We start from the raw sequence: 25,246 nt of genomic DNA on the forward strand, positions 1-25,246 counted from the left end.
GCGTTCGAGGGTGTGGGATGCTGCCGAACTGTTATGGCCTGGTTGGGGCATGGTGAAACACTGGGGAAGCTGGAAGAAGAACCCGACGAGGATGGTCAACCCTGCGGGAGGGACACGGTGGAGTCTGGCGCAGCGGCGCGGGGCACGAATACGCGCGCGAAAGGCGGACGGTCCCGGAGCAATGGGACGACTGAAGTGGATACGGCGGCCCTGAACCGGCTGCTGACCGCGATGACAGCCATGCGGGACGGAAACTTCCGCAAGCGGCTCACGGTCTCGGGCGAGGGCGTGATGGCCGAGATCGCCGCGGTCTTCAACGAGGTCGCGGATCGCAATCTGCAGCTCACCGGTGAGCTGACCCGGGTGCGGCGGGTGGTCGGCCGCGAGGGCAAGCTGACCGAGCGGCTGGAGACCGGCGCCTGTGAGGGCCAGTGGGCCGCGGCCATTGACGCGTCCAATGCGCTGGTGGACGATCTTGTACGGCCGGTGTCCGAGGTGGGCCGGGTGCTGTCGGCGGTCGCCGAGGGCGATCTCGAGCAGCGTATGGACCTGCGGGCGCAGGGCGCCGATGGATCGGCGCATCCCCTGCGGGGCGAGTTCCTGAAGGTGGGGCGCACGGTCAACGGCCTGGTGGACCAGCTCTCCGCGTTCACCGACGAGGTGACGCGGGTCGCGAGTGAGGTCGGGACCGAGGGCAAGCTGGGTGGCCAGGCCCGAGTGCGTGGAATGTCGGGTTCGTGGAAGGACCTCACGGAGTCCGTCAATACGATGGCCTCCCGTCTCACCGCCCAGGTGCGTGATATCGCTCTCGTGACGACGGCGGTGGCGAAGGGGGATCTGTCCCGGAAGGTCACGGTTCATGTGTCCGGGGAGATGCTCGAGCTGAAGGAAACCGTCAACACGATGGTGGACCAGCTCTCCTCGTTCGCCTCCGAGGTGACCCGGGTCGCCCGTGAGGTGGGCACCGAGGGCGAGCTCGGCGGCCAGGCCAAGGTCCCGGGTGTCGCGGGCGTCTGGAAGGACCTGACCGACTCCGTCAACCTCATGGCGGGGAACCTGACCGCGCAGGTGCGCGGAATCGCACAGGTCACCACGGCGGTCGCCAGCGGCGATCTGTCGCAGAAGGTGACGGTGAGCGCACGCGGCGAGGTCGCGCAGCTGGCCGACACGATCAACACCATGACCGAGACGCTGCGCACCTTCGCGGACGAGGTCACGCGGGTGGCCAGCGAGGTCGGCGCCGAGGGGCTGCTGGGCGGTCAGGCGCAGGTGCCGGGTGCGGCGGGGACGTGGAAGGACCTCACCGATTCGGTGAATACCGCGTTCCGGAACCTCACCGCGCAGGTGCGGGACATCGCGCAGGTGACGACGGCGGTGGCGAACGGCGATCTGTCGCAGAAGGTCACCGTGGATGTGGCCGGCGAGATGCTGGAGCTGAAGAACACCACCAACACGATGGTCGACCAGCTGCAGTCCTTCGGTGCCGAGGTGACAAGGGTCGCCCGGGAGATCGGCGTCGAGGGCGAGCTGGGCGGCCAGGCACAGGTGCCGGGTGCGGCGGGAACGTGGAAGGACCTCACCGATTCGGTGAACACGGCCTTCCGGAACCTCACCGGACAGGTGCGCAACATCGCGCAGGTGACGACGGCGGTGGCGAACGGCGATCTGTCGCAGAAGGTCACCGTCGATGTCTCCGGTGAGATGCTCAAGCTGAAGAACACCGTGAACACCATGGTGGACCAGCTGTCCTCGTTCGCCGACCAGGTCACCAGGATGGCGCGGGACGTGGGCACCGAGGGCCGGCTGGGCGGCCAGGCCCGGGTGGACGGGGTCAGCGGCGTCTGGAAGGACCTGACCGACTCCGTCAACTCCATGGCCGGGAACCTGACGGCGCAGGTGCGCGGTATCGCCCAGGTGACGACGGCGGTCGCGCGCGGCGATCTGTCACAGAAGATCGAGGTGGACGCGCGCGGCGAGATCCTGGAGCTGAAGAACACCATCAACACGATGGTCGACCAGCTCTCCGCCTTCGCCGAGCAGGTGACCCGCGTCGCCCGTGAAGTGGGTACGGACGGCCGGCTGGGCGGTCAGGCGCAGGTGCCCGGTGTGGCGGGCGTATGGCGCGATCTGACCGACTCGGTGAACGGCATGGCGGGCAATCTGACCGCCCAGGTGCGCAATATCGCGCAGGTCGCCACGGCGGTCGCGCGCGGTGACCTCTCCCAGAAGATCGACGTCGATGCGCGCGGCGAGATCCTGGAGCTGAAGAACACCCTGAACACGATGGTCGACCAGCTGTCGTCCTTCGCGGAGGAGGTCACCAGGGTCGCCCGCGAGGTGGGCACCGAGGGCCAGTTGGGCGGCCAGGCCGAGGTGCAGGGTGTCTCCGGGACGTGGAAGGACCTCACCCAGTCGGTCAACAGCATGGCCAACAACCTGACGTCTCAGGTGCGTTCGATCGCGGAGGTGACGACGGCGGTCGCCAAGGGCGATCTGTCGAAGAAGATCACCGTCGATGCCAAGGGCGAGATCCTGGAGCTGGTCACCACCGTGAACACGATGGTGGACCAGCTGTCGTCGTTCGCCGAGCAGGTGACCCGGGTGGCCCGTGAGGTGGGTACCGAGGGGCAGTTGGGCGGTCAGGCGCGGGTTCCGGGCGTGACCGGTATCTGGAAGGACCTGAGCAACAACGTCAACCTGATGGCCAACAACCTGACCATCCAGGTGCGGAACATCTCGCAGGTCTCGGCCGCGGTCGCCAACGGCGATCTGACGAAGAAGGTGACGGTCGAGGCGCGCGGCGAGGTCGCGGCGCTGGCCGACACCGTCAACACGATGGTGACGACGCTGTCCTCGTTCGCCGACGAGGTCACCCGCGTGGCCCGTGAGGTGGGCACGGACGGCATCCTGGGCGGCCAGGCGCGGGTGCCCGGCGTCTCGGGGACGTGGAAGGACCTCACCGAGTCCGTGAACTCGATGGCGTCCAACCTGACCGGACAGGTCCGCAACATCGCGATGGTCACCACGGCCATCGCCCAGGGTGATCTGACCAAGAAGATCGACATCGAGGCGCGCGGCGAGATCCTCGAGCTGAAGACGACCATCAACACGATGGTGGACCAGCTCTCGTCGTTCGCCGACCAGGTGACCCGGGTGGCCCGTGAGGTGGGCACCGAGGGGCAGCTGGGCGGCCAGGCGCGGGTGCGGGACGTGGCCGGCACCTGGAAGGACCTGACCGAGTCGGTGAACGAGATGGCCGGCAACCTGACCCGTCAGGTGCGCGCCATCGCCGAGGTCGCCACCGCGGTGACCCGTGGCGATCTCAACCTCAAGATCGATGTGGACGCCTCGGGCGAGATCCAGGTCCTCCAGGACCACATCAACACCATGATCGCCAACCTGCGCGAGACGACGCTCGCCAACAAGGAGCAGGACTGGCTCAAGGGCAACCTTGCCCGGATCTCCGGTCTGATGCAGGGACGGCGCGACCTGGAGGACGTCGCCCGGCTGATCATGAGCGAGCTGACCCCGGTGGTCTCCGCCCAGCACGGCGCGTTCTTCCTGGCCGTACCGCCGGGCGAGGGCACCGAGGTGGTCGCGGACAGTACCTCCGACGACGGCTACGAACTGCTGCTGGTCGGCTCTTACGGCTACACCCTCGGCTCGATGCCCACGCGCTTCAAGGCCGGGGAGACGCTGATCGGCACGGTCGCCGAGGAGAAGCGCCCGATCCTGGTGGAGAACGTGCCACCGGGCTATCTCAAGATCGCCTCGGGGCTCGGCGAGGCGGCTCCGGCCCATGTGATCGTGTTGCCGGTGCTCTTCGAGGGGCAGCTGCTGGGCGTGATCGAGCTGGCCTCGTTCCAGCCCTTCGCCCAGATCCAGAAGGACTTCCTCAACCAGATCGCCGAGATGATCGGTACCAGCGTCAACACCATCAGCGTCAACACCAAGACCGAGGTGCTGCTGAAGCAGTCGCAGGAGCTGACCGAGCAGCTGCGCGAGCGGTCCGCAGAGCTGGAGAACCGGCAGAAGGCCCTCCAGGCGTCCAACGCGGAGCTGGAGGAGAAGTCCGAGCGGCTGGCCCGCCAGAACCGCGACATCGAGGTCAAGAACACCGAGATCGAGGAAGCCCGGCAGGTGCTCGAGGAGCGCGCCGAGCAGCTCGCGGTCTCGATGCGCTACAAGAGCGAGTTCCTGGCGAACATGTCGCATGAGCTGCGCACGCCGCTCAACTCCCTGCTGATCCTGGCCAAGCTGCTCGCCGACAACGCCGACGGCAATCTCTCGCCGAAGCAGGTGGAGTTCGCCGAGACCATCCACGGCGCGGGCTCGGACCTGCTGCAGCTGATCAACGACATCCTGGACCTGTCGAAGGTCGAGGCGGGCAAGATGGACGTCAGCCCGACCCGTATCGCCCTGGTCCAGCTCGTCGACTATGTGGAGGCCACCTTCCGGCCGCTGACCGCGGAAAAGGGCCTGGACTTCTCCGTAAGGGTGTCGCCGGAGCTTCCGGCGACGCTGCACACCGACGAGCAGCGGTTGCTGCAGGTGCTGCGCAACCTGCTGTCCAACGCGGTGAAGTTCACCGACAGCGGCGCGGTGGAGCTGGTCATCCGGCCGGCGGGCGCGGATGTGCCGCATGCCATCCGGGAGCAGCTGCTGGAGCACGGCGCCCTGCGCGACGCGGACGCCGACATGATCGCCTTCTCGGTCACCGACACCGGTATCGGCATCGCGGCCAGCAAGATGCGGGTGATCTTCGAGGCGTTCAAGCAGGCCGACGGCACCACCAGCCGGAAGTACGGCGGCACCGGACTCGGCCTGTCCATCAGCCGGGAGATCGCCCGGCTGCTCGGCGGCGAGATCCACGCGGCCAGCGAACCGGGCCGCGGCTCGACCTTCACGCTCTATCTGCCGCTGCACCCCAGCGAGCTGCCGCCCCAGGGCTACCCGCAGCTCGCCCCGAGCAGCTCGGGGCCGGGCCCGCTGGCACTCGCGGCGCTCCCCAGCGGCGCGGAGGAGACCGCGGAGAACGGGGCCGGGGCGGAGCAGGAGGGCACACAGGACGCCTCCGGCGCTTCCTCGGCGGCGCGCGGCCGTGGCGGCTCCGGGCTGTTCCGGCGGCGTCAGCGGGCCGAGCAGGAGGCGTCGCGGGCCGACGGGGAGCAGGCACCGCCGCAGGCGGAGCTGATCGCCCCGTCGTCCGGCCGCCGCCCGGGACGGCAGTCGCAGGCCCCCGAGCCGTGGCTGCTGGGCGGCCAGGACCTGGTGGCCCCAGAGCCGGTGGGTGGCTTCCACGGCGAGAAGGTGCTGATCGTCGACGACGACATCCGTAATGTCTTCGCGCTGACCAGCGTGCTGGAGCAGCACGGGCTGCAGGTCCTGTACGCGGAGAACGGCCGGGAGGGCATCGAGGTCCTGGAGCAGCACGACGATGTCGTGCTCGTCCTGATGGACATCATGATGCCGGAGATGGACGGCTACGCCACGACGGCCGCGATCCGCCGGATGCCCCAGTTCGCCGGGCTGCCGATCATCGCCCTCACCGCGAAGGCGATGAAGGGCGACCGGGAGAAGAGCATCGAAGCGGGCGCGTCGGACTACGTCACCAAGCCGGTCGACACCGATCATCTCCTTACCGTGATGGAGCACTGGATGTCGACTGAGTGACCCGCGGCACGCTCGGGGCGGCCGTGGTGTTGACTGAGTGTCGCCGAACACGTGTGGGAACGCGGTATTCGGGGAACCTTCTGGTCTTCCACCGCGTTTCTGCTACGTGCACAGTGACATCGCGGTGACAGGGTGTGGCGAACAGCGGGGTGCGGCTACCATGACCGGCACAAGGACGGGCGGCGCAAGGGAGTCGTCCCCTGGGGCGGCGCCCGGTGCTTCCCTCAGCTCTTCGAGCTGGGGAGACCCCAAGCCGGGACGAGGAGGACGGGGCATGGTGCAGAAGGCCAAGATCCTCCTGGTCGATGACCGGCCGGAGAATCTGCTGGCGCTGGAGGCCATTCTCTCCGCGCTCGATCAGACCCTGGTGCGGGCATCGTCAGGGGAGGAAGCGCTCAAGGCGCTGCTGACGGACGACTTCGCGGTGATTCTGCTGGACGTCCAGATGCCGGGCATGGACGGATTCGAGACCGCGGCACACATCAAGCGCCGGGAGCGGACCCGTGACATCCCGATCATTTTCCTCACGGCGATCAACCACGGCCCCCACCACACCTTCCGGGGCTATGCGGCCGGCGCGGTGGACTACATCTCCAAGCCCTTCGACCCCTGGGTGCTCAGAGCCAAGGTCTCGGTCTTCGTGGATCTGTACATGAAGAACTGCCAGCTGCGGGAGCAGGCGTCGCTGCTGCGGCTGCAGTTGGAGGGCGGTCAGCCCGCCGCCGGTGAGGCCAAGGAGTCGGCTGGGCTGCTCGCCGAGCTGTCCGCGCGGCTCGCCGCCGTCGAGGAGCAGGCCGAGGCGCTCTCCAAGCAGCTGGACGAGTCGGCCGATGCCGCCGCCGTGGCCACCGCGGCCCATCTGGAGCGCAAGCTGACCGGACTGCGGCGGGCGCTGGACGCGCTGGAGCCGGGCGCGGGCAGCGGGGCCGGCCAGGTCCCCTCGCAGAATTGAGCGGTCACCCCACCGTCACCGTCGGTCGGTCATCGCCGACCGGTCACCCGCACTTTGACGCGCCGTCACGGCCGCCTCACCGTCCCCACGGTGCAGCGGCACCGATGTGACGTCCGTGGCGCCTGATACCCCCGCCATGCGTGCTCCGTACGGCGGACGCGGGTAATCTCGCCTCCATGGCTTCTCGTACGTCCGGCAAGGGTTCCCAGAGCACGGCGGGCACCTCGAAGAAGCGCGCCGGGCAGTCCGGAGGCGCTGCGAAGAAGGCACCCGCCAAGCGGCCGCCCGCGAAGAAGGCACCCGCCAGGAAGGCCGCCGCGCCCGCGAAGAAGGCCGCGGCGAAGAAGGTGGCGCCGCCTCCCGCGCCAAATCCCACCAGCGGCGTGTACCGCGCCGTGCGCGCCGTGTGGATGGGCATGGCGCGTGCCGTCGCGGCGATGTTCCGCGGCATAGGGCGCGGCGCCAAGGGACTCGACCCCGCCCACCGTAAGGACGGCAGCGCCCTGCTGCTGCTCGCCCTCGCCCTGATCGTCGCGGCGGGCACCTGGTCCAATCTGGACGGGCCGGTCGGCAGTCTGGTCGAGATGCTGGTCACCGGCGCCTTCGGCCGTCTCGACCTGGTGGTGCCGATACTGCTGGGCACCATCGCCGCCCGGTTGTTCCTCCACCCGGAGCGGCCGGAGGCCAACGGGCGGATCGTCATCGGGCTCTCGGCGCTCGTCATCGGCGTCCTGGGGCAGGTCCACATCGCCTGCGGCGCCCCGGGGCGCGGCCAGGGCACCGAGGCGATACAGGACGCGGGCGGCCTGATCGGCTGGGCGGTGTCCCGGCCGCTGATCTACCTGATGGGCGACGTACTGGCCGTACCGCTGCTGGTACTGCTCACCGTTTTCGGACTGCTGGTGGTCACCGCGACGCCGGTCGCCGCCATTCCGCAGCGGCTGCGGCAGCTCGGCGTCCGGCTCGGCCTGGTGCGGGACGACGAGGACGCGTACGCGTCGGAGGCCGGATACGACGCGGGGGAGTACGCCGACGAATGGCGCGAGACGCCTGCCAGAGGCGCTCGCAGGACCTCGCTCGCCAAAGAGGACCCGGACGGTGCCGGAGGCCCGGAGCGGGCCGAGGAGGACGCGCTGCGCAAGCGCCGGCGCTCGCGCCGCTCGTCGTCCGCGGGACAGCCGCTGGACCGGCCCATGGACGCCGTGGACGTGGCGGCCGCGGCCGCCGCCTCGCTGGACGGGGCCGTGCTGCACGGTGTGCAGCCCTCGCCGCTCGTCGCCGGGCTCAGCAGCGGGATTTCGGGCGGGCGTGAGGACGGGGCCGCGAGCGGCGGGGTGCCGGTCGCGCGCGACGCCGACAAGGACTCCGGGAAGGGCGGCGCCAGGGGCAAGGCCGCGGCCGGGGGCCGTACGGACGGAGCCGGCGAAGCGGACCCGGCCCAGGTCCCCGACCTCACCCGGCCCGTGACCGAGACGAGCGAGCCGCTGCCGCCGCGCGCCGAGCAGTTGCAACTCTCCGGCGACATCACCTACTCCCTGCCCTCGCTCGAGCTGCTGGAGCGCGGCGGTCCCGGCAAGACCCGCAGCGCGGCCAACGACGCCGTCGTGGACTCGCTGACGAAGGTGTTCACGGAGTTCAAGGTGGACGCCGCCGTCACCGGCTTCACCCGCGGCCCGACGGTCACCCGCTATGTGGTGGAACTGGGCCCGGCCGTCAAGGTCGAGCGGATCACCGCGCTGACCAAGAACATCGCCTACGCGGTCGCCAGCCCCGATGTGCGGATCATCAGCCCGATCCCCGGCAAGTCGGCCGTGGGCATCGAAATCCCCAACAGCGACCGCGAGATGGTCAACCTGGGCGATGTGCTGCGCTCGGCGGACTCCGTCGGCGACGACCATCCGATGCTCGTCGGGCTGGGCAAGGACGTCGAGGGCGGCTATGTGGCGGCCAATCTGGCCACCATGCCGCATGTGCTGGTGGCGGGCGCGACCGGTTCCGGCAAGTCGTCCTGCATCAACTGCCTGATCACGTCGGTCATGGCCCGGGCCACTCCGGACGATGTGCGGATGGTGCTGGTCGACCCCAAGCGGGTGGAGCTGACCGCCTACGAGGGCATTCCGCATCTGATCACACCGATCATCACCAACCCCAAGCGTGCCGCCGAGGCGCTCCAGTGGGTCGTGCGGGAGATGGATCTTCGCTATGACGACCTCGCGGCCTACGGCTTCCGCCATATCGACGACTTCAACGCGGCGGTCCGCAAGGGGAAGGTGAAGGAGCCCGAGGGGAGCGAGCGGGAGCTCAAGCCCTATCCGTATCTGCTGGTGATCGTCGACGAGCTGGCCGATTTGATGATGGTCGCACCGCGGGATGTCGAGGACTCGATCGTGCGGATCACACAGCTGGCACGCGCGGCCGGTATCCACCTGGTGCTGGCCACCCAGCGGCCCTCCGTGGACGTCGTCACCGGTCTGATCAAGGCCAATGTGCCCTCACGGCTCGCCTTCGCCACCTCCTCGCTGGCCGACAGCCGCGTCATCCTGGACCAGCCCGGCGCCGAGAAGCTGATCGGCAAGGGCGACGGCCTCTTTCTGCCGATGGGCGCGAACAAACCCACCCGGATGCAGGGCGCCTATGTCACCGAGGCCGAGGTCGAGGCGGTGGTCGCGCACTGCAAGGCGCAGATGGCACCGGTCTTCCGCGAGGACGTGACGGTCGGCTCGTCGAAGAAGAAGGAGATCGACGAGGAGATCGGCGATGATCTCGATCTGCTCTGCCAGGCCGCTGAGCTGGTGGTTTCCACCCAGTTCGGCTCGACCTCGATGCTGCAGCGCAAGCTGCGGGTGGGTTTCGCCAAGGCGGGGCGGCTGATGGATCTCATGGAGTCGCGGGGCGTGGTCGGCCCGAGCGAGGGATCCAAGGCGCGCGATGTGCTCGTCAAGCCGGATGAATTGGATGGCGTGCTCGACGTGATCCGCGGTAAGGCTCACTCATAAGGGTTTGGCGGGCAACCGTTTCCCCTACCGAAACGTCAAGTTGAGGGAGGTGGCGGAGTGAGACCCCAGAATCGTGATCGAACGGCAATCCCGATGGCGGACAAACTCCGTCCTCCCGCTTGCCCGACCCTTTCGCCCCACCCCTAGACTGAACCTCCGGCAGGTGGCTCACGCTCGAAAGGCGCCCCCGTGTCCATCGGCAACCTTCCCGAAGACGGCAACTCCCCCGAAGACGACCGGGTTTCCATCGGTCGCGCCCTCCAGCAGGCCCGGATCTCCGCGGGGCTGACCGTCGAAGAGGTCAGTTCCTCCACCCGGGTGCGCACCCCCATCGTGCGGGGCATCGAGCAGGACGATTTCTCGCGCTGCGGCGGCGATGTCTACGCCCGCGGACACATCCGTGTGCTCGCGCGCGCCGTGGGCTGCGATCCGGAGTCCCTGATCGCACAGTTCGACGCCGAACACGGCGGCCGGCCCACGCCGACCGCACCGGCGCCGCTGTTCGAGGCCGAGCGGATCCGCCCCGAGCCCCGGCGCCCCAACTGGACGGCCGCGATGGTCGCGGCGATCGTCGCCGTCGTCGGATTCGTGGGCTTCACTCTTTTCAGGGGCGGCAACGGCGACGGCTCGACGGTCGCCGACGACCCCGCCTCGCCCAAGCCCAGCGCCTCCGCGCCCACCAACAGCGCCGCCCCCTCCAAGCCCGCCACCCCGAACAAGCCCAACCCGTCCGACAGCGCCATCGCGGGCGTCCCGGCGGACAAGGTCACCGTCAAGCTGACCGCCGAGGGCGGCCAGAGCTGGGTCTCCGCCCAGGATCACAACGGCCGGCTGATCGAGGAGGGCGTGCTGCGCGAGGGCGACTCCAAGACCTTCAGCGACAGCAGGCGCATCGACCTGGTGCTGGGCAACGCCGGGGCGATCAAGCTGTTCGTGAACGGCAAGGAAGTGAAGAACGTGGGCACCAGCGGGGCTGTCCAGCGGCTGAGCTACACCAAGGGAGACCCCGAAGCGGGCTGAGCCACAGCAAGACCGGGAGCCCTGCCAGCGGGGGCTGTCGTGGGGACGAAGTAGTCTGACCCCATGCCCGAACGCCGCACTGTCGCCCTTGTCACCCTTGGCTGCGCCCGTAACGAGGTGGACTCGGAGGAGCTCGCAGGCCGCTTGGCGGCGGACGGCTGGGAGCTCGTCGAGGAAGCCACCGAGGCGGACGTCGCCGTCGTCAACACCTGTGGCTTCGTGGAGGCCGCCAAGAAGGACTCGGTCGACGCCCTGCTGGAGGCGAACGACCTGAAGGACCACGGCCGCACCCAGGCCGTGGTGGCCGTCGGCTGCATGGCCGAGCGGTACGGCAAGGAGCTCGCGGAGGCGCTGCCCGAGGCCGACGGGGTGCTCGGCTTCGACGACTACGCCGACATCTCCGACCGGCTGCGAACCATCCTCGCCGGTGGCGTCCACGCCTCCCACACCCCTCGCGACCGCCGCAAGCTGCTGCCGATCAGCCCCGCCGAGCGGCAGGACGCCGCCTCGGTGGCGCTGCCCGGCCACGCCCAGGACACCGCGCCCGAGGACCTGCCCGAGGGGGTGGCCCCGGCCTCCGGGCCGCGGGCCCCGCTGCGCCGCAGACTGGACAGCAGCCCGGTCGCCTCGGTGAAGCTGGCCTCCGGCTGCGACCGGCGCTGCTCGTTCTGCGCCATCCCGTCCTTCCGCGGCTCCTTCATCTCGCGCCGCCCCTCCGATGTGCTGGGCGAAACCCGCTGGCTGGCCGAGCAGGGGGTGAAGGAGATCATGCTGGTCTCCGAGAACAACACCTCGTACGGCAAGGACCTCGGGGACATCCGGCTGCTGGAGACGCTGCTGCCGGAGCTGGCCGCGGTGGACGGCATCGAGCGGATCCGGGTCAGCTATCTGCAGCCCGCCGAGATGCGCCCCGGGCTGATCGACGTGCTCACCTCGACCGAGAAGGTCGCGCCCTACTTCGATCTGTCCTTCCAGCACTCGGCGCCCGGGGTGCTGCGCGCCATGCGCCGCTTCGGCGACACCGACCGGTTCCTGGAGCTGCTCGAGACGATCAGAGGCAAGGCGCCCCAGGCCGGTGCCCGGTCGAACTTCATCGTCGGCTTCCCCGGCGAGACCGAGGACGACCTGGCCGAGCTGGAGCGCTTCCTCAGTGAGGCGCGGCTGGACGCCATCGGCGTCTTCGGGTACTCGGACGAGGACGGTACCGAGGCCGCCGGTTACGAGAACAAGGTCGACCCCGAGGTGGTCGCCGAGCGCCTGGAGCGCGTCTCGCGGCTCGCGGAGGAGCTGACCGCCCAGCGGGCGGAGGAGCGGCTCGGCGAGGTGGTCGAGGTGATGGTGGAGGAGATCGACGACACCGGGGCAGTCCTGGGCCGTGGCGCCCACCAGGCGCCGGAGACCGACGGCCAGACGCTGCTCAGTACCGACGCGGAGCCGGAGGTCGGCCGTATGGTCGAAGCGAAGGTGATCGCGACGGAGGGAGTGGACCTCGTCGCGGAGCCGCTTGAGCCGCTGGAGCGGCAGGGTGTCGGCGAGCCCACCGGGAAGGCGGACAGATGACGGGTGTCCCGGCCTCCGCCGCGGGAGGTCACCGCCGTCCGGCCGCCGCTGTCAGGCCCGCCGGTTTGTGGAACATCGCCAATATCCTCACCATGGTGCGGCTGCTCCTGGTGCCCGGGTTCGTGTTGTTGATGCTGCACAATGGCGGGTACGACCCGGTGTGGCGCTCCGTCGCGTGGGCGGCGTTCGCCATCGCGATGATCACCGATCTCTTCGACGGTCATCTGGCCCGCCGGTACAACCTGGTCACCGACTTCGGGAAGATCGCCGATCCGATCGCGGACAAGGCGATCATGGGCGCGGCGCTGATCTGTCTGTCGGCCCTGTCCGACCTCCCCTGGTGGGTGACGGGGGTGATCCTCTTCCGTGAGATCGGAATCACACTCATGCGGTTCTGGGTGATCCGGATCGGGGTCATTCCGGCCAGCCGGGGCGGAAAGCTGAAGACGCTCGCGCAGGGCACCGCCGTCGGGATGTACATCTTGGCGCTCACCGGGCCGCTGGCCACGCTGCGGTTCTGGGTGATGGCCGTGGCCGTGATCCTTACCGTGGTCACCGGCCTCGACTACGTCCGGCAGGCGATCGTGCTGCGCCGGGCGGGCCGGGCGACGGAGGAGGCCACGAGGTGAGCGGCGACGGAACGGCGGCCGAGGTGCTGGCGCTGCTGGAGCGGCGCGGGCAGACCCTGGCCGTCGCCGAATCGCTCACCGGCGGTCTGGTGGCGGCCGAGCTGACCGCGGTGGACGGCGCCTCCCGTTCCTTCCGGGGCTCGGTGACGGCGTACGCCACCGACGTCAAGCACGAGCTGCTGGGCGTGGACGGGGCGCTGCTGGCCGAGCGCGGCGCGGTCGACGCCGAGGTGGCCCGGCAGATGGCCCGCGGCGTACGGCGTGCGCTGGGCGCGGACTGGGGCGTGGCCACCACCGGTGTGGCCGGTCCCACACCGCAGGACGGCCAGCCCGTGGGCACCGTTCATGTGGCGGTCGCGGGGCCCTCGGAGGCGGTGGCCGCGGCAGCGCTGCGGCTCGAAGGAGACCGCGCCGGAATTCGCGGACAGACCGTCCGCGCCGCAGTCAAGCTGCTGTTCAGCGAATTGATCGCGACAGCAGGGGCAAAGGATACGGAACAACACGACGAGTTTTGATGTTTGCAGCCCTGAGTGAACACGACATCGCTCCCCGCACGGGCGCAGCCCGAGGCGGTACGGTGGGGCGTGAAGGATCCGGATCCGAGGTCCGAGGAGGGAGCCAGCGATGATTCTGCTCCGTCGCCTGCTGGGTGACGTGCTGCGCCGGCAGCGCCAGCGCCAGGGCCGTACTCTGCGCGAGGTTTCCTCCTCCGCCCGGGTGTCGCTCGGCTATCTGTCAGAGGTCGAGCGCGGTCAGAAGGAAGCCTCATCCGAGCTGCTGTCGGCGATCTGCGACGCCCTTGAGGTGCGGATGTCGCAGGTCATGCGCGAGGTCAGCGACGAGCTGTCGCTCGCCGAACTGGCAGAGTCGGCCGCGTCGACCACCGAGAAGGTCCCGGCGCCCATGCGGCCCGTGCTCAATCCCGTCTCTGTGACGTCCGTGACGGGCGTTCCGGAGGAGCGGGTGACCATCAAGTCGCCCAAGGAAGCCGTGGACGTGGTGGCGGCCTGAGGGCCTGACCAGAGCTCTTCGAGGTCCCGGCCGGTAGCCATACCGGCCGGGACCTCGATGTTTGTCCGGCCGGATTCGGGTCACCCCACATGGAGAGAGGTAATCAAGGGGGGCCAAACGGTCGAACAGGAGGAACCGGATGTCTGTGGTGAGGAGCCCGCTGCCGGAGGAGCACCTCAAGGTCGTCGCTGACGCGCTGCAAGGCGCCCTCGTCGATCTCGTCGACCTCCATCTGGTGGGCAAGCAGATCCACTGGACGGTCGTGGGCCCGCGATTCCGCACGATCCATTTGCAGCTCGACGAGGTCGTGGCGACGACCAGGGATCATGCCGACACCGTGGCGGAGCGGGCCTCGGCGCTCGGGGTGGCACCGGACGGACGGGCTCAGACGGTCGCCGCGACCAGCGGTGTGGCCACGGTCAAGGACGGCTGGACCGAGGACACCCAGGCCATCACGACGCTCGTGGACGCCCTTGGAGCGGTGATCACGCGCATGCGGGAGCGGATCCGCGCGACCGATGAACCGGATCCGGTGACCCAGGACATTCTCATCGAGCTCACCCGTGACCTGGAGAAGCATCACTGGATGTTCCAGGCCGAGAACGGCGGCCATCGAGCCTGAGGCGCTGATCCGGGCCCGGGCGGGCCCGAGGCGTCGGCTGAGGTGCTGGTTGAGGCGCTGACCCGGGCCCCGGGCGAGCTGAGGCCGACTGGGCGCCGGGGCGGGTGACAGCCCGGCTTTGGGGCGGGCGACCGTGGCGGTCGGCCCGCCCCGACGCCGGGCGATGTTCTTTTCTGCCCCTTCGACCGGGTGTTTCGGCTCGGCGGCCCGCTCTGGGTGCGCGGCTTGGCCCGGCTGGGCACACTGGGGGGATCGCGAGTGTCCGACACGCGCCGACGTGCTTCCTGTGCGCCCTCCCGCCGTATGCGAACAGGCGTCTAGCGTCGCCGAAGGAGGCAGTCATGGCAGCCGTCGGAGGGGCCGACGCCCAGGGCCTCAGGCCGGTCCGGTGGGTGCTCGCGCTCGCTCTGGGCGGTGTCTGGTGGTGGTCCGTGCTGCGGCTGGCGATACAGCCGGGAGAGGCCGGGCCGGTGGAGGGGGCGTTGGCGGTCGGCGGCTGGGGGCTGAGCCTGCTGCCGGTGCACTGTGGTCCCTCGCCCAGAAGGGGCGGCGCCCGCAGGGGAGGCCCTCCCGGCGCCCGCAGGGGAGGCCCTCCGCGTCAGGACGGGGCGGGACCCTGCGGTCCCGTCTGGCAGCTCGGGCACCAGAAGGTCGAGCGCTCCTGACCCGCACGGCCCTGGTCGGCGGCGCGCACCGGCGTACCGCAGCGCAGACAGGGCCGCCCCGGGCGCCCGTACACCCACAGCCGGCGGTCGGGGCGCGGCTCGGCCGTGGTGACTCGGGCGCGCCGGTTCCTGTTGGCCTCCAGAAGCTTTTTGGCGTGGGCCACCAGGCGCTCGGGGGAGGACACCTCACCGATCGGCAGCCAGGGCGAGACACGCAGTACAAAGCACAGCTCGGACTTGTAGACATTGCCGATCCCGGCGAGATTCCGCTGGTCCAGCAGCGCTTCGCCCAGGGGCCGGGACGGATCGGCGAGCAGCCGGCGCAGCGCCTCGTCCGGATCCCAGTCGGGGCCGAGGAGATCGGGGCCGAGATGGCCGACGACCCGGTCCTCGTCGCCGGTGCGGAGCAGTTCGAGGACGGGGAGGCGGTAGCCGACGGCGGCGCGGTCGGCGGTGGCGAGGATGGCCCGGATCTGGTGGTGCGGGCCGCCACGCCATCGCTCGGCCGGCCCGTACACCTGCCAGGATCCGTCCATCCGCAGATGGGAGTGGAGGGTCAGCCCGCCCTCGACACGGGTCAGCAGATGCTTGCCGCGCGGCACGACCTCGAGGACGTGGCGGCCGGTGAGGTCGACGGTCGCCAGGCGGGGGACGCGCAGATCACTGCGGGTGAGCGGAGAACCGGCGAGGGCCTGGTGCAGGCGCTGTGCGGTCTGCCAGACGGTGTCTCCTTCGGGCATGGCATCCATGATGCCCGCGGGGGCGGACACGTGGGAGTGCTCAGTCTCCGTCCGGTGCGGAGTGCCCGTTGGATCAAGGTCGCCAGGGGGAGCGGGGACCCCACGTGGGGTGAGAACGCCATGTGCGGTGGGGAGCCGTGTGGGGCCGAGGGCGCCGGCGATCAGGGACGCAGCCGGAAGCCCCGCGGGGTCGGGTGGAAGCCCGCTGATTCCAGGAGCTTGCCGATCGGGGACGAGAGCGCCTGGGCGCCGTTGACACGCTCGACGGTGACGGAGCCGAGCGCACCCGCGCGGGCGGACTCGGCCAGCGACTCCACCGCCGTCCACAGCCGGACGTCGTCCTCGGGGGAGGCGGACTCGGCCTCGCCCGAGGGCCAGGCGAGCAGGGTCTTGCCGCCCCGCTCCATATAGAGCGCCAGCTCTCCGTCGACGAGCACCACCATCGCTCCCGCCTTACGGCCCGGCCGGTGGCCCGCGTCCGCGGGCGGATCGGGCCAGGGGAGCGCGGCGCCGTAGGCATTGGCGGGGTCGGCCGATGCGAGCACGAAGGCGCGCCGGGACTGCCCCCGCTGTCCGTCGAAGGCGGGGGCCGCCGTGCGGTCGCGGGCCGTGCTGACCGCGCGCAGCCGGTCCACCGCACCGTCCATCGCGAACTGGGCGGCGCCGAGACCCTCGACCACATAGCCGCGGCGCGCCTGGCCGGTCTCCTCGAACGCGGACAGCACCCGATAGGCGGCGGAGAAACCGCCCTCGACGCCCTCGGCGGCGACCGCTCCGCGGGTGACCACGCCGTGCCGGTCGAGCAGGGTCCGGGCCAGGGCGTGGGCACGGTGGGTGGGCTCGGTCTCGCGCTCCGGCAGCAGGGACCAGCGCCCGGCGACGGTGGGCGGGCCGTTGCGCGATGCCGTGGGGCGGCCGGTGCGGCCCGTAAGGCCGCCGTAGCGCCCTCGGGGGACCGTGCGCTTGGCGCGGTGGGCGGTGGAGCCCGCCGTACGGCCCGAGCCCAGCAGGGAGCGCAGCGGGGTGAGGGTGTCACCGGTGACCCGGCCGGACCAGACCAGGTCCCACAGGGCCTCGGCGAGCTGGGGATCCTGGAACTCGTGCCCGGCGGCGCGGGCCTGCTCGGCGATCTGGCGGAAGAACAGCCCGTACCCCCCGGCCAGGGAGTCGAGGACGGCCTGGTGGAGAGGGCCCGGCTCAAGGGGGTGCGGGGTGTGGAGGAGCAGCGGGGCGGTGTCGGCCAGGTGCAGGGTGACCCAGCCGTCCTTCCCCGGCAGCGCTCCCGCCCCGGCCCAGACGACCTCCCCGGAGGCGGCGAGCTCGTCGAGCATCGTGGGGGAGTAATCGCTCACCCGGGACGGCAGAACCAGCTTCTCCAGGGCGGAGGCGGGCACGGGCGCGCCCTGGAGCTGCTCGATCGCGCGCACCAGCCCGTCGATACCGCGCAGACTGTGGGTGCCCAGATGCTGCCACTGCGGGAGGAACGCGGCGAGAGCCGGGGGCGGCACGGGCTCCAGCTCATGGCGCAGCGCGGCCAGGGAGCGGCGCCGCAGCCGGCGCAGCACGGCGGCGTCGCACCACTCCTGGCCGATGCCCGAGGGATGGAATTCGCCCTGGACGACGCGGCCGTCGGCGGCCAGGCGGTGCAGGGCGCCCTCCGTGACGGTCACGCCGAGGCCGAAGCGGGCGGCGGCCTGCGCCGAGGTGAACGGGCCGTGGGTGCGGGCAAAGCGGGCCAGCAGATCGCCCAGGGGGTCCTTGACCGGTTCGGTGAACGCCTCGGGGACGCCGACCGGCAGCGCCGTGCCGAGCGCGTCCCGCAGCCGCCCCGCGTCCTCCACCGCGGCCCAGTGGTCCTCGCCCGCGATCCGGACCCGGATGGCGCGCCGGGCCCCGGCCAGGTCCTCGGCCCACCCGGGCTCGGCACCGCGCTCGGCCAACTCGGCGGCGGTGAGCGGGCCGAGCAGCCGCAGGACGTCGGCGACGCCCTCGGCGTCCTTGATCCGGCGGTCCTCGGTGAGCCACTGCAGCTCGTGCTCCAGCTCGGCCAGGACGTCGGCGTCGAGCAGCTCGCGCAGCTCGGCCTGGCCCAGGAGCTCGGCCAGCAGCCGTGCGTCGAGGGAGAGGGCTGCGGCGCGGCGCTCGGCGAGCGGGGAGTCGCCCTCGTAGAGAAACTGCGCCACATAGCCGAAGAGCAGCGAGCGGGCGAAGGGGGACGGCTCGGGGGTGGTCACCTCCACCAACCGGACCCGGCGGGCTTCGATGTCGCCCATCAGGTCGGCGAGGCCAGGGACGTCGAAGACGTCCTGGAGGCATTCGCGGACGGCTTCGAGGACGATCGGGAAGGAACCGAACTCACTCGCCACCTGAAGGAGCTGGGCGGCGCGCTGGCGCTGCTGCCACAGCGGGGTGCGCTTGCCGGGGTCGCGGCGGGGCAACAGCAGCGCGCGGGCGGCACATTCACGGAACCGGGAGGCGAACAGCGCCGAACCGCCGACCTGGTCGGTGACGATCTGGTTGATCTCGCCCTTGTCGAACGCGACATCGGCCGCGCCCACCGGGGACTGATCGGTGTCGTACTCCACGCCCTGGCGCATCGGGTCGGCGTCGAGGAGGTCGAGCCCCATCAGATCGGCGTCGGGCAGCCGCAGCACGATGCCGTCGTCGGCGTGCATGACCTGGGCGTCGATGCCGTACCGCTCGGAGAGGCGGGAGCCCAGGGCGAGCGCCCAGGGGGCATGGACCTGCGCGCCGAAGGGGGAGTGGACCACCACCCGCCAGTCGCCCAGCTCGTCGCGGAACCGCTCCACCACGATCGTGCGGTCGTCCGGCACATGCCCGCAGGCACGGCGCTGCTCGTCCAGATATCCGATGACGTTCTCGGCGGCCCAGGCGTCCAGACCTGCGGCCAGCAGCCGCAGGCGGGCGTCCTCGGGCTGCAGCGCGCCGACCTCGCGCAGGAACGCGCCCAGGGCACGGCCAAGCTCCAGGGGGCGGCCGAGCTGGTCGCCCTTCCAGAAGGGCAGCCGGCCGGGGACGCCGGGGGCGGGGGAGACCAGGACCCGGTCGCGGGTGATGTCCTCGATTCGCCAGGAGGTGGTGCCCAGGGTGAACACATCGCCCACCCGCGACTCGTAGACCATCTCCTCGTCGAGCTCGCCGACCCTGCCGCCGCCCTTCTTGGGGTCGGCGCCGGCCAGGAAGACGCCGAAGAGCCCGCGGTCGGGGATGGTGCCGCCGGAGGTCACCGCCAGCCGCTGCGCCCCGGGGCGGCCCGTGACCGTATGGGCGACGCGGTCCCACACCAGGCGCGGCCGCAGCTCCGCGAAGGCGTCGGAGGGGTAGCGGCCCGCGAGCATGTCGAGGACCGAGGTGTAGGCCGACTCCGGGAGCGAGGCGAACGGCGCGGCGCGCCGGATCAGGGCCAGGAGCTCGTCCACGTCCCAGGTGTCCATGGCGGTGATGGCGATCAGCTGCTGGGCGAGCACGTCCAGCGGGTTGGCGGGCACCCGCAGCGATTCGATGGCCCCCTCGCGCATCCGCTCGGTGACCACCGCGGCCTGCACCAGATCGCCGCGGTACTTCGGGAAGACGACGCCGGTGGAGACCGCGCCCACCTGGTGGCCGGCCCGGCCCACCCGCTGCAGACCGGAGGCCACCGAGGGGGGTGACTCGACCTGGACGACCAGGTCGACCGCGCCCATGTCGATGCCGAGCTCGAGGCTGGAGGTGGCGACGACGGCGGGCAGACGGCCGGCCTTGAGGTCCTCCTCGACCAGCGCCCGCTGCTCCTTGGACACCGAGCCGTGGTGCGCGCGGGCCAGCAGCGCGGGCGCGCCGCGGGCCGCACCGGACTCGGCCATCAGCTCGGCGGGGGAGTGGTCCTCGGGCAGGGCCTCACCGGTGGCCCGCTCGTAGGCGATCTCGTTCAGCCGGTTGCACAGCCGCTCGGCCAGCCGGCGGGAGTTGGCGAAGACGATGGTGGAGCGATGGGCCTGGACGAGATCGGTGATCCGCTCCTCCACATGAGGCCAGATCGACGGCCGCTCACCCGCCTCGCCCTCCTGGGCGGGGGAGCCGCCCAACTCGCCCAGGTCCTCCACGGGCACGACCACCGACAGATCGAACTCCTTGCCCGACGGCGGCTGGACGATCTCCACCTTGCGCCGCGGCGACAGGAACCGCGCCACCTCGTCCACCGGCCGCACGGTCGCGGACAGGCCGATGCGCCGGGCGGGGCGATCGAGCAGCTCGTCGAGGCGCTCCAGGGAGAGCGCGAGATGGGCGCCCCGCTTCGTCCCCGCGACGGCGTGGACCTCGTCCAGGATCACGGTCTCCACCCCGCGCAGGGCCTCCCGGGTGGCGGAGGTGAGCATCAGGAACAGCGACTCGGGGGTGGTGATGAGGATGTCCGGCGGGCGGGTGGCCAGGGCGCGGCGCTCGGCGGCCGGGGTGTCGCCCGAGCGGGTGCCCACCCGGATCTCCGGCTCGGGCCTGCCCAATCGCACCGACTCCTGGCGGATGCCGGTCAGCGGGCTGCGGAGATTGCGCTCGACGTCCACCGCCAGGGCCTTCAGCGGGGAGACATACAGCACCCGGCAGCGCTTCTTCGCCTCGGCGGGCGGCGGCTCACCGGCCAGATTGTCCAGCGCCGCCAGGAAGGCGGCCAGGGTCTTGCCCGAGCCGGTGGGGGCGACCACCAGGACGTCCGAGCCCTCGCCGATCGCCCGCCACGCGCCCTCCTGCGCGGGCGTGGGCGCGGTGAAGGCGCCCGTGAACCACCCGCGGGTGGCCGGGGAGAATGCGTCGAGCGCCGAGCCTGCCATGCCATCCATCGTGCACCGGGCCACTGACAATGGACGGAGCCGCAGGTCAGAGGAGGACGGGGCGGGGCGCACAATGGTGCCATGGTCAACCGGGAGAGCGCGCGGCACTGGCGGTACCCCCAGCTTCCGGGCGTCGATCTGCTGCGGGCCCGCTACATCCACAAGACCTTCGTATGGCACACCCACGAAGCCTTCGTGATCGCCGCGATCACCGAGGGTGTCGAGGAGTTCCACCACCGCGGCACCGTCGAGCGCACCGGGCCGGGCGGGCTCGCGCTCATCAACCCGGAGGTACCGCACACCGGCCGGGCGGGGGCTCCCGAGGGGTGGGCGTACAGCGTGCTGTACCCGGCCGCGGACCTGGTCGCAGGTGTCGCCGCCGAGACGAGCACGCTTCGTGGCACGGCCGGATTCCGGGTCCCCTCCGTCGACGACCCCCAGGGCGCGCGGCTGGTCACCGCGGTGCACCGGGCCGCCGAGGAGGGCAACGCGCTGGCCGCCGACAGCCTGCTGCGCATCGTCCTCGCCCGGCTGCTGCGCGACCATGGCGGCCCGCTCCCCGAGCGCACGGCGCGCACCGCGGGTGCGCGAAGGGCGGCGCGTGCCCGCGCGATCCTCCAGGAGCGCATGGCGGACCCGCCATCCCTGGAACGGCTGGCGGCCGAGCTGGACACCGGTCCCTTCGCCCTGCTGCGCGCCTTCCGCGCCGTCAACGGGATGCCGCCGCACACCTGGCTCACCGACGCCCGGGTCCGCCGGGCCCGGCAACTGCTGGACGCCGGGACCGCGCCCGCCGAGGTGGCCGTCGCCGTCGGCTTCACCGACCAGTCCCATCTGAACCGTCACTTCACCCGCATCGTGGGGGTGCCACCGGGCGCTTACCGGCGGGAGCGCGCAAGAACGTACAAGACTGGATCCGAAGCGCTCTCCTAACGTGCGCGGTGTGTCAGAACAGATAGAGATGCGAACCGATCCCGCCGCGCCTCCGGCGGATTCGGCCGTTGTCCGCGACGCCTTGGGCGTCGGTGTCGCCGTGGGGCTCTCCGGCTTCGCCTTCGGGGTGACGTCGGCGGGCGCCGGCCTCGGCCTGCTGCAGACCTGCGCGCTCAGCCTGCTCGTCTTCACCGGGGCCTCGCAGTTCGCCCTCGTGGGCGCGCTGGCGGCGGGCGGCAATCCGTTCACCGCCGCCGCCGGGGCGTTCTTCCTCGGCGTGCGCAACGCCTTCTACGGGCTGCGGCTGTCCGCACTGCTCGAGCTGCCGCGCGCGGTGCGCCCCCTGGCGGCCCACTGGGTCATCGACGAGACCTCCGCCGTCGCCCTCGCCCAGCCCGACCGGCGCACCGCGCGGCTCGGCTTCACCATCACCGGGCTGACCCTGTACGTCCTGTGGAACCTCACCACGCTGATCGGTGCCCTGGGGGCGTCCGCGCTCGGCGACACCGACGCCTGGGGCCTGGACGCCGCCGGGCCCGCCGTCTTCCTCGCCCTGCTGGCCCCCATGCTCAGCGGCACCGTCGAGCGGGCCGTGGCCGGTCTCGGCGTCCTGCTGGTGCTCCTGTGCCAGCCGGTGCTGCCCGCCGGGGTGCCGGTCCTGGTGGCGGCGCTCGCCGCCCCCGCCGTCCTTACGGTGCACGGGCGCATGACGCGGGGCACGGAGCCGGGTGAGCGCCGATGACCATCTGGATCGCCATCGGCGTCACCGCGGCGGGCTGCTATCTCGTCAAGCTGCTGGGCCTGTCGGTGCCCGCTGGAGTCCTGGAGCGCCCGCTCGTCAGGCGTCTGGCCGCGCTGCTGCCCGTGGCCCTGCTCGCCGCCCTCACCGCCCAGCAGACCTTCAGCGACGGCCAGCATCTCCTCCTGGACGCGAGGGCGGCCGGGGTAGGGGCGGCGGCGCTCGCGCTGGTGCTCCGCGCCCCCTTCCTCGTGGTGGTCGCCGTGGCCGTCGTCGTCACGGCCGGCGTCCGGGCCCTGTGACGGCCGTGGACGCCCGCGCTCAGATCCGCCGTCCGTAGGCCCGCAGCGTCAGCAGCGCCTCGACGGTCGCCACCGACCGCCACTCCAGCGTGGCCCCCGGCGTCCACGGGCGCCGGGGCGGCGGCCAGCCGCCGTCCTCCTGCTGCGCGGCCACGAGCACGTCCAGGGAACGCTCCACCTCGCCCTCGGTGAACCACCGGCGCGCCAGCGAGCCGGGCGTACGGGCGATGTCGTGCACCTGGGGCTCATCACCGGGGCCCTGCCCCGGTGGCAGGGGGCGATCCTCGGCGCGCTCGGGGGCCGTCGGCGGCACGATCAGCCGCTCCTCCCGCACCCGGCGGCCGAGCCGCTCGGCCGCCGCCTCGGCGCGTGCCCGGTCCGGCGCCCCGTCCAGAAAGGCGACGGCCGCCGCGACCTCGTAAGGACGCGTCGTCGCGCCGCCCTCCCCCAGGGCGGTGACCGCCGCCCAGCAGAAGTCCGTGGCCCGGAAGAGCCACGCATGCCACACCTCGTTGCGGTGCAGCAGCCCCACCACCGGCCCGGTGGTCAGCAGATCACCGCGCGCATCGTCCGCCGCCGGGACCCAGGGGGCCGCCGGATAGCCGCGCAGCGAGGGGTGGCAGGCGGGCAGCGCGCCGTCCGGGGTGGACACGGACGTCAGATAGCGGCACAGCCGCTCCACCCGCTGCCCGCCGCAGCGCCCGATCCCGTCGAGCACCCGTAAGGCGTGCACGGCATGCAGAGGCTGGCTCGCCGGGCCACGCAGATCCGGCTCCAGCGCATGGCCATAGCCCCCGTCGGTCCCCAGATACGCTGCCAGCGCGGTCTCGACCGCCTCGGCGCCGCCGCCCAGGAAGTGATACGCGAATCTGCGCTGCTCCAGCACGCGGGCGGTCAGCCAGACGAACCGCTCGGCGCGGGAGAGCGCGGAGGACTCGGCCGACGGAGCCGGCCCGGCGGGCCCGGGTGTGGGAAGGGAGGGCGAGGAGGGGAGGCTTGCGGATCGTTCCATGGACAGACCGTAGGCCGCGTAACACGGTCCGTAGGGGGCTCACGCCTGGGTGCACCCCCGGGAGCGCGATACTGGTCACATGCGGTTGACGGACTTCTGGCAGCGAATGGCGGACCACTTCGGCGAGGCGTACGCCGACTCCTTCGCGCGCGATCATGTGATGTCGCAACTCGGCGGCCGGACGGTGCACGAGGCACTGACCGACGGCTGGGAGGCCAAGGACATCTGGCGCGCGGTCTGCGCCGCGATGGAGATCCCCGGGAGCAGGCGCTGAGCGGCCCTCCGGCTGCTCCGGGTGCACCAGCTTCCGGGGCGGCCGGGTTTCTTCGTCCGGTGTAGGCCACACTTGCTCCGTGGCCCCGACCGAAGAGACCCTCCCCTCCGACGCCGACGACACCCCGAGCGCCGCTCGGGCCTCCTCGGACTCCCCGCAACCCGCCGCGCGCATGCCGCGCTGGCTGCCGCGCGCCATGGTGCTCGCACTCGCGCTGGTGGCCTGTTACCGCCTTGCGACCTGGGCCTTCGATCAGCTGACCGGGCTTCTGCTGAACATCCTGATCGCGTTCTTCCTGGCGCTCGCGATCGAACCGGCCGTGGACCGGATGGCCGCCCGCGGCATGCGCCGGGGGCTGGCCACGGGGCTGGTCTTTCTCGCTATCCTCATCGGCACCGCGGGCTTCTTCACCCTGCTCGGCTCGATGCTCGCCGATCAGATCATCACCATGGTCCAGGACTTCCCGCAGTACCTCGACAATGTCGTCAAGTGGATCAACGACACGTTCCACACGCATCTGTCGCGCCTGGAGATCCAGGACAGCCTGGTGCACTCCGACTGGCTGCAGAGCTACGTCAAGAACAGCGCCGACAATGTGCTGGACGTCTCCGCACAGGTGCTCGGCGGGTTGTTCAAGACGCTGACGGTGACTCTGTTCGCCTTCTACTTCGCCGCCGACGGGCCCCGGCTGCGCCGCGCGCTGTGCTCGGTGCTGCCGCCGACCCGGCAGGTCGAGGTGTTGCGCGCCTGGGAGATCGCGGTCGCCAAGACCGGCGGCTACATCTACTCCCGCGGACTGATGGCGCTGATCTCCGGTGTCGCCCACTACATCCTGCTGGAGGCCCTGGGCGTGCCCTACGCCCCGGCGCTCGCCGTCTGGGTGGGGCTGATCTCGCAGTTCATCCCCACCATCGGCACCTATTTGGCCGGGGCGCTGCCGATGCTGATCGCGTTCACCATCGACCCCTGGTACGCGCTGTGGGTCCTGATCTTCGTCGTGATCTACCAGCAGTTCGAGAACTATCTGCTGCAGCCGAGGATCACCGCCAAGACGGTGGACATCCACCCGGCCGTCTCCTTCGGATCAGTCATAGCGGGTACCGCGCTGCTGGGCGCGGTGGGCGCGCTGATCGCGATTCCGGCGACCGCGACGCTGCAGGCGTTCCTCGGCGCGTACATCAAGCGCTATGACGTGACCGACGATCTGCGGGTGCACGGGCGCACGCGGCGGCGCGGCATGTCGGCCCTCGCGCGGATGCGTGCCGCGTTGGTGCGGCGTAGTTGACACAAAA

At 71.2% G+C, this 25,246-nt stretch carries 18 protein-coding genes; 15 read left to right on the forward strand and 3 right to left on the reverse strand.

From position 1 onward, the window contains the following. Positions 1-117 precede the first annotated feature (117 nt). The 10 genes from AS97_RS32575 to AS97_RS47770 all read left to right on the forward strand — a co-directional run bounded on the left by AS97_RS32575 (position 118) and on the right by AS97_RS47770 (position 15,128). Positions 118-5,673: a HAMP domain-containing protein gene (locus AS97_RS32575; RefSeq protein WP_125756045.1), complete on the forward strand. Its 5,556-nt coding sequence runs from the start codon at positions 118-120 to the stop codon at positions 5,671-5,673. Between the two features lie 274 nt (positions 5,674-5,947). Beyond that, complete coding sequence (locus AS97_RS32580; RefSeq protein WP_020868040.1) at positions 5,948-6,625, forward strand: response regulator; 678 nt, start codon at positions 5,948-5,950, stop codon at positions 6,623-6,625. A gap of 176 nt (positions 6,626-6,801) precedes the next feature. Next, positions 6,802-9,621 carry a DNA translocase FtsK gene (locus tag AS97_RS32585; RefSeq protein WP_086710734.1) on the forward strand — a complete coding sequence of 940 codons (2,820 nt, stop codon included), beginning with the start codon at positions 6,802-6,804 and terminating at the stop codon, positions 9,619-9,621. 189 nt (positions 9,622-9,810) lie between these two features. After that, entirely contained in the window at positions 9,811-10,641 is an 831-nt protein-coding gene (locus tag AS97_RS32590; RefSeq protein ID WP_125756047.1) for a helix-turn-helix domain-containing protein, read from the forward strand. A gap of 63 nt (positions 10,642-10,704) precedes the next feature. Next, positions 10,705-12,201 (forward strand): 30S ribosomal protein S12 methylthiotransferase RimO, encoded by a 1,497-nt coding sequence (gene rimO / locus AS97_RS32595; RefSeq protein WP_079059614.1) that lies wholly within the window; start codon positions 10,705-10,707, stop codon positions 12,199-12,201. Continuing rightward, positions 12,198-12,830 (forward strand): CDP-diacylglycerol--glycerol-3-phosphate 3-phosphatidyltransferase, encoded by a 633-nt coding sequence (gene pgsA / locus AS97_RS32600; RefSeq protein WP_059146760.1) that lies wholly within the window; start codon positions 12,198-12,200, stop codon positions 12,828-12,830. Before rimO ends, pgsA begins: the two co-directional genes overlap by 4 nt. Continuing rightward, positions 12,827-13,345: a CinA family protein gene (locus AS97_RS32605; RefSeq protein ID WP_059146759.1), complete on the forward strand. Its 519-nt coding sequence runs from the start codon at positions 12,827-12,829 to the stop codon at positions 13,343-13,345. Before pgsA ends, AS97_RS32605 begins: the two co-directional genes overlap by 4 nt. Positions 13,346-13,454: 109 nt before the next feature. Continuing rightward, positions 13,455-13,841, forward strand: a complete 387-nt coding sequence (locus AS97_RS32610; RefSeq protein ID WP_014055327.1) for a helix-turn-helix transcriptional regulator — start codon at positions 13,455-13,457, stop codon at positions 13,839-13,841. 139 nt (positions 13,842-13,980) lie between these two features. Next, positions 13,981-14,463, forward strand: a complete 483-nt coding sequence (locus AS97_RS32615) for a DNA starvation/stationary phase protection protein (protein WP_059146758.1) — start codon at positions 13,981-13,983, stop codon at positions 14,461-14,463. A gap of 341 nt (positions 14,464-14,804) precedes the next feature. Next, the gene (locus AS97_RS47770) at positions 14,805-15,128 is read left to right on the forward strand and encodes a hypothetical protein (protein WP_247204560.1); all 324 of its coding nucleotides are present in this window, start codon (positions 14,805-14,807) and stop codon (positions 15,126-15,128) included. Here AS97_RS47770 and AS97_RS32620 read toward each other — a convergent pair. Beyond that, the gene (locus AS97_RS32620; protein ID WP_210566136.1) at positions 15,062-15,868 is read right to left on the reverse strand and encodes an Fpg/Nei family DNA glycosylase; all 807 of its coding nucleotides are present in this window, start codon (positions 15,866-15,868) and stop codon (positions 15,062-15,064) included. The genes AS97_RS47770 and AS97_RS32620 overlap by 67 nt on opposite strands. A gap of 161 nt (positions 15,869-16,029) precedes the next feature. Next, on the reverse strand, positions 16,030-20,694 hold the full coding sequence (locus tag AS97_RS32625; RefSeq protein ID WP_210566137.1) for an ATP-dependent helicase: 4,665 nt from the start codon (positions 20,692-20,694) through the stop codon (positions 16,030-16,032). An 81-nt stretch (positions 20,695-20,775) separates the two neighbouring features. On the opposite strand from AS97_RS32625, the gene AS97_RS32630 reads away from it, so the two are divergent. The 3 genes from AS97_RS32630 to AS97_RS32640 are packed head-to-tail and all read left to right on the forward strand — an operon-like array spanning position 20,776 to position 22,668. Further along, positions 20,776-21,627: an AraC family transcriptional regulator gene (locus AS97_RS32630; protein ID WP_086710378.1), complete on the forward strand. Its 852-nt coding sequence runs from the start codon at positions 20,776-20,778 to the stop codon at positions 21,625-21,627. Between the two features lie 28 nt (positions 21,628-21,655). Then, a complete protein-coding gene (locus tag AS97_RS32635; protein ID WP_086710382.1) occupies positions 21,656-22,369 on the forward strand; it encodes an AzlC family ABC transporter permease in 714 nt (237 codons plus the stop codon). After that, a complete protein-coding gene (locus AS97_RS32640) occupies positions 22,366-22,668 on the forward strand; it encodes an AzlD domain-containing protein (protein WP_059146753.1) in 303 nt (100 codons plus the stop codon). The genes AS97_RS32635 and AS97_RS32640 overlap by 4 nt, the downstream gene beginning before the upstream one ends. Before the next feature lie 19 nt (positions 22,669-22,687). Here the strand turns inward: AS97_RS32640 and AS97_RS32645 are convergent, their stop codons facing one another. After that, positions 22,688-23,680 carry a hypothetical protein gene (locus AS97_RS32645; RefSeq protein ID WP_086710377.1) on the reverse strand — a complete coding sequence of 331 codons (993 nt, stop codon included), beginning with the start codon at positions 23,678-23,680 and terminating at the stop codon, positions 22,688-22,690. Positions 23,681-23,759: 79 nt separating this feature from the next. On the opposite strand from AS97_RS32645, the gene AS97_RS32650 reads away from it, so the two are divergent. Together AS97_RS32650 and AS97_RS32655 are read left to right on the forward strand one after the other, a co-directional pair. Beyond that, positions 23,760-23,954, forward strand: a complete 195-nt coding sequence (locus AS97_RS32650) for a DUF3046 domain-containing protein (protein WP_059146751.1) — start codon at positions 23,760-23,762, stop codon at positions 23,952-23,954. A 79-nt stretch (positions 23,955-24,033) separates the two neighbouring features. Next, complete coding sequence (locus tag AS97_RS32655) at positions 24,034-25,239, forward strand: AI-2E family transporter (RefSeq protein WP_059146750.1); 1,206 nt, start codon at positions 24,034-24,036, stop codon at positions 25,237-25,239. The last annotated feature ends 7 nt before the right edge of the window (positions 25,240-25,246 follow it).

Source organism: Streptomyces sp. AgN23 (assembly GCF_001598115.1).
GTDB lineage: Bacteria > Actinomycetota > Actinomycetes > Streptomycetales > Streptomycetaceae > Streptomyces > Streptomyces antimycoticus.

Excerpts from the sequence above, each read along its gene's own strand:
- AS97_RS32580 (WP_020868040.1), top strand. The coding sequence starts at position 5,948 with ATGGTGCAGAAGGCCAAGATCCTCCTGGTCGATGACCGGCCGGAGAAT.
- AS97_RS32585 (WP_086710734.1), top strand. The coding sequence starts at position 6,802 with ATGGCTTCTCGTACGTCCGGCAAGGGTTCCCAGAGCACGGCGGGCACC.
- rimO (WP_079059614.1), top strand. The coding sequence starts at position 10,705 with ATGCCCGAACGCCGCACTGTCGCCCTTGTCACCCTTGGCTGCGCCCGT.
- pgsA (WP_059146760.1), top strand. The coding sequence starts at position 12,198 with ATGACGGGTGTCCCGGCCTCCGCCGCGGGAGGTCACCGCCGTCCGGCC.
- AS97_RS32610 (WP_014055327.1), top strand. The coding sequence starts at position 13,455 with ATGATTCTGCTCCGTCGCCTGCTGGGTGACGTGCTGCGCCGGCAGCGC.
- AS97_RS32615 (WP_059146758.1), top strand. The coding sequence starts at position 13,981 with ATGTCTGTGGTGAGGAGCCCGCTGCCGGAGGAGCACCTCAAGGTCGTC.
- AS97_RS47770 (WP_247204560.1), top strand. The coding sequence starts at position 14,805 with ATGGCAGCCGTCGGAGGGGCCGACGCCCAGGGCCTCAGGCCGGTCCGG.
- AS97_RS32620 (WP_210566136.1), bottom strand. The coding sequence starts at position 15,868 with ATGCCCGAAGGAGACACCGTCTGGCAGACCGCACAGCGCCTGCACCAG.
- AS97_RS32625 (WP_210566137.1), bottom strand. The coding sequence starts at position 20,694 with ATGGCAGGCTCGGCGCTCGACGCATTCTCCCCGGCCACCCGCGGGTGG.
- AS97_RS32630 (WP_086710378.1), top strand. The coding sequence starts at position 20,776 with ATGGTCAACCGGGAGAGCGCGCGGCACTGGCGGTACCCCCAGCTTCCG.
- AS97_RS32635 (WP_086710382.1), top strand. The coding sequence starts at position 21,656 with ATGCGAACCGATCCCGCCGCGCCTCCGGCGGATTCGGCCGTTGTCCGC.
- AS97_RS32640 (WP_059146753.1), top strand. The coding sequence starts at position 22,366 with ATGACCATCTGGATCGCCATCGGCGTCACCGCGGCGGGCTGCTATCTC.
- AS97_RS32645 (WP_086710377.1), bottom strand. The coding sequence starts at position 23,680 with ATGGAACGATCCGCAAGCCTCCCCTCCTCGCCCTCCCTTCCCACACCC.
- AS97_RS32650 (WP_059146751.1), top strand. The coding sequence starts at position 23,760 with ATGCGGTTGACGGACTTCTGGCAGCGAATGGCGGACCACTTCGGCGAG.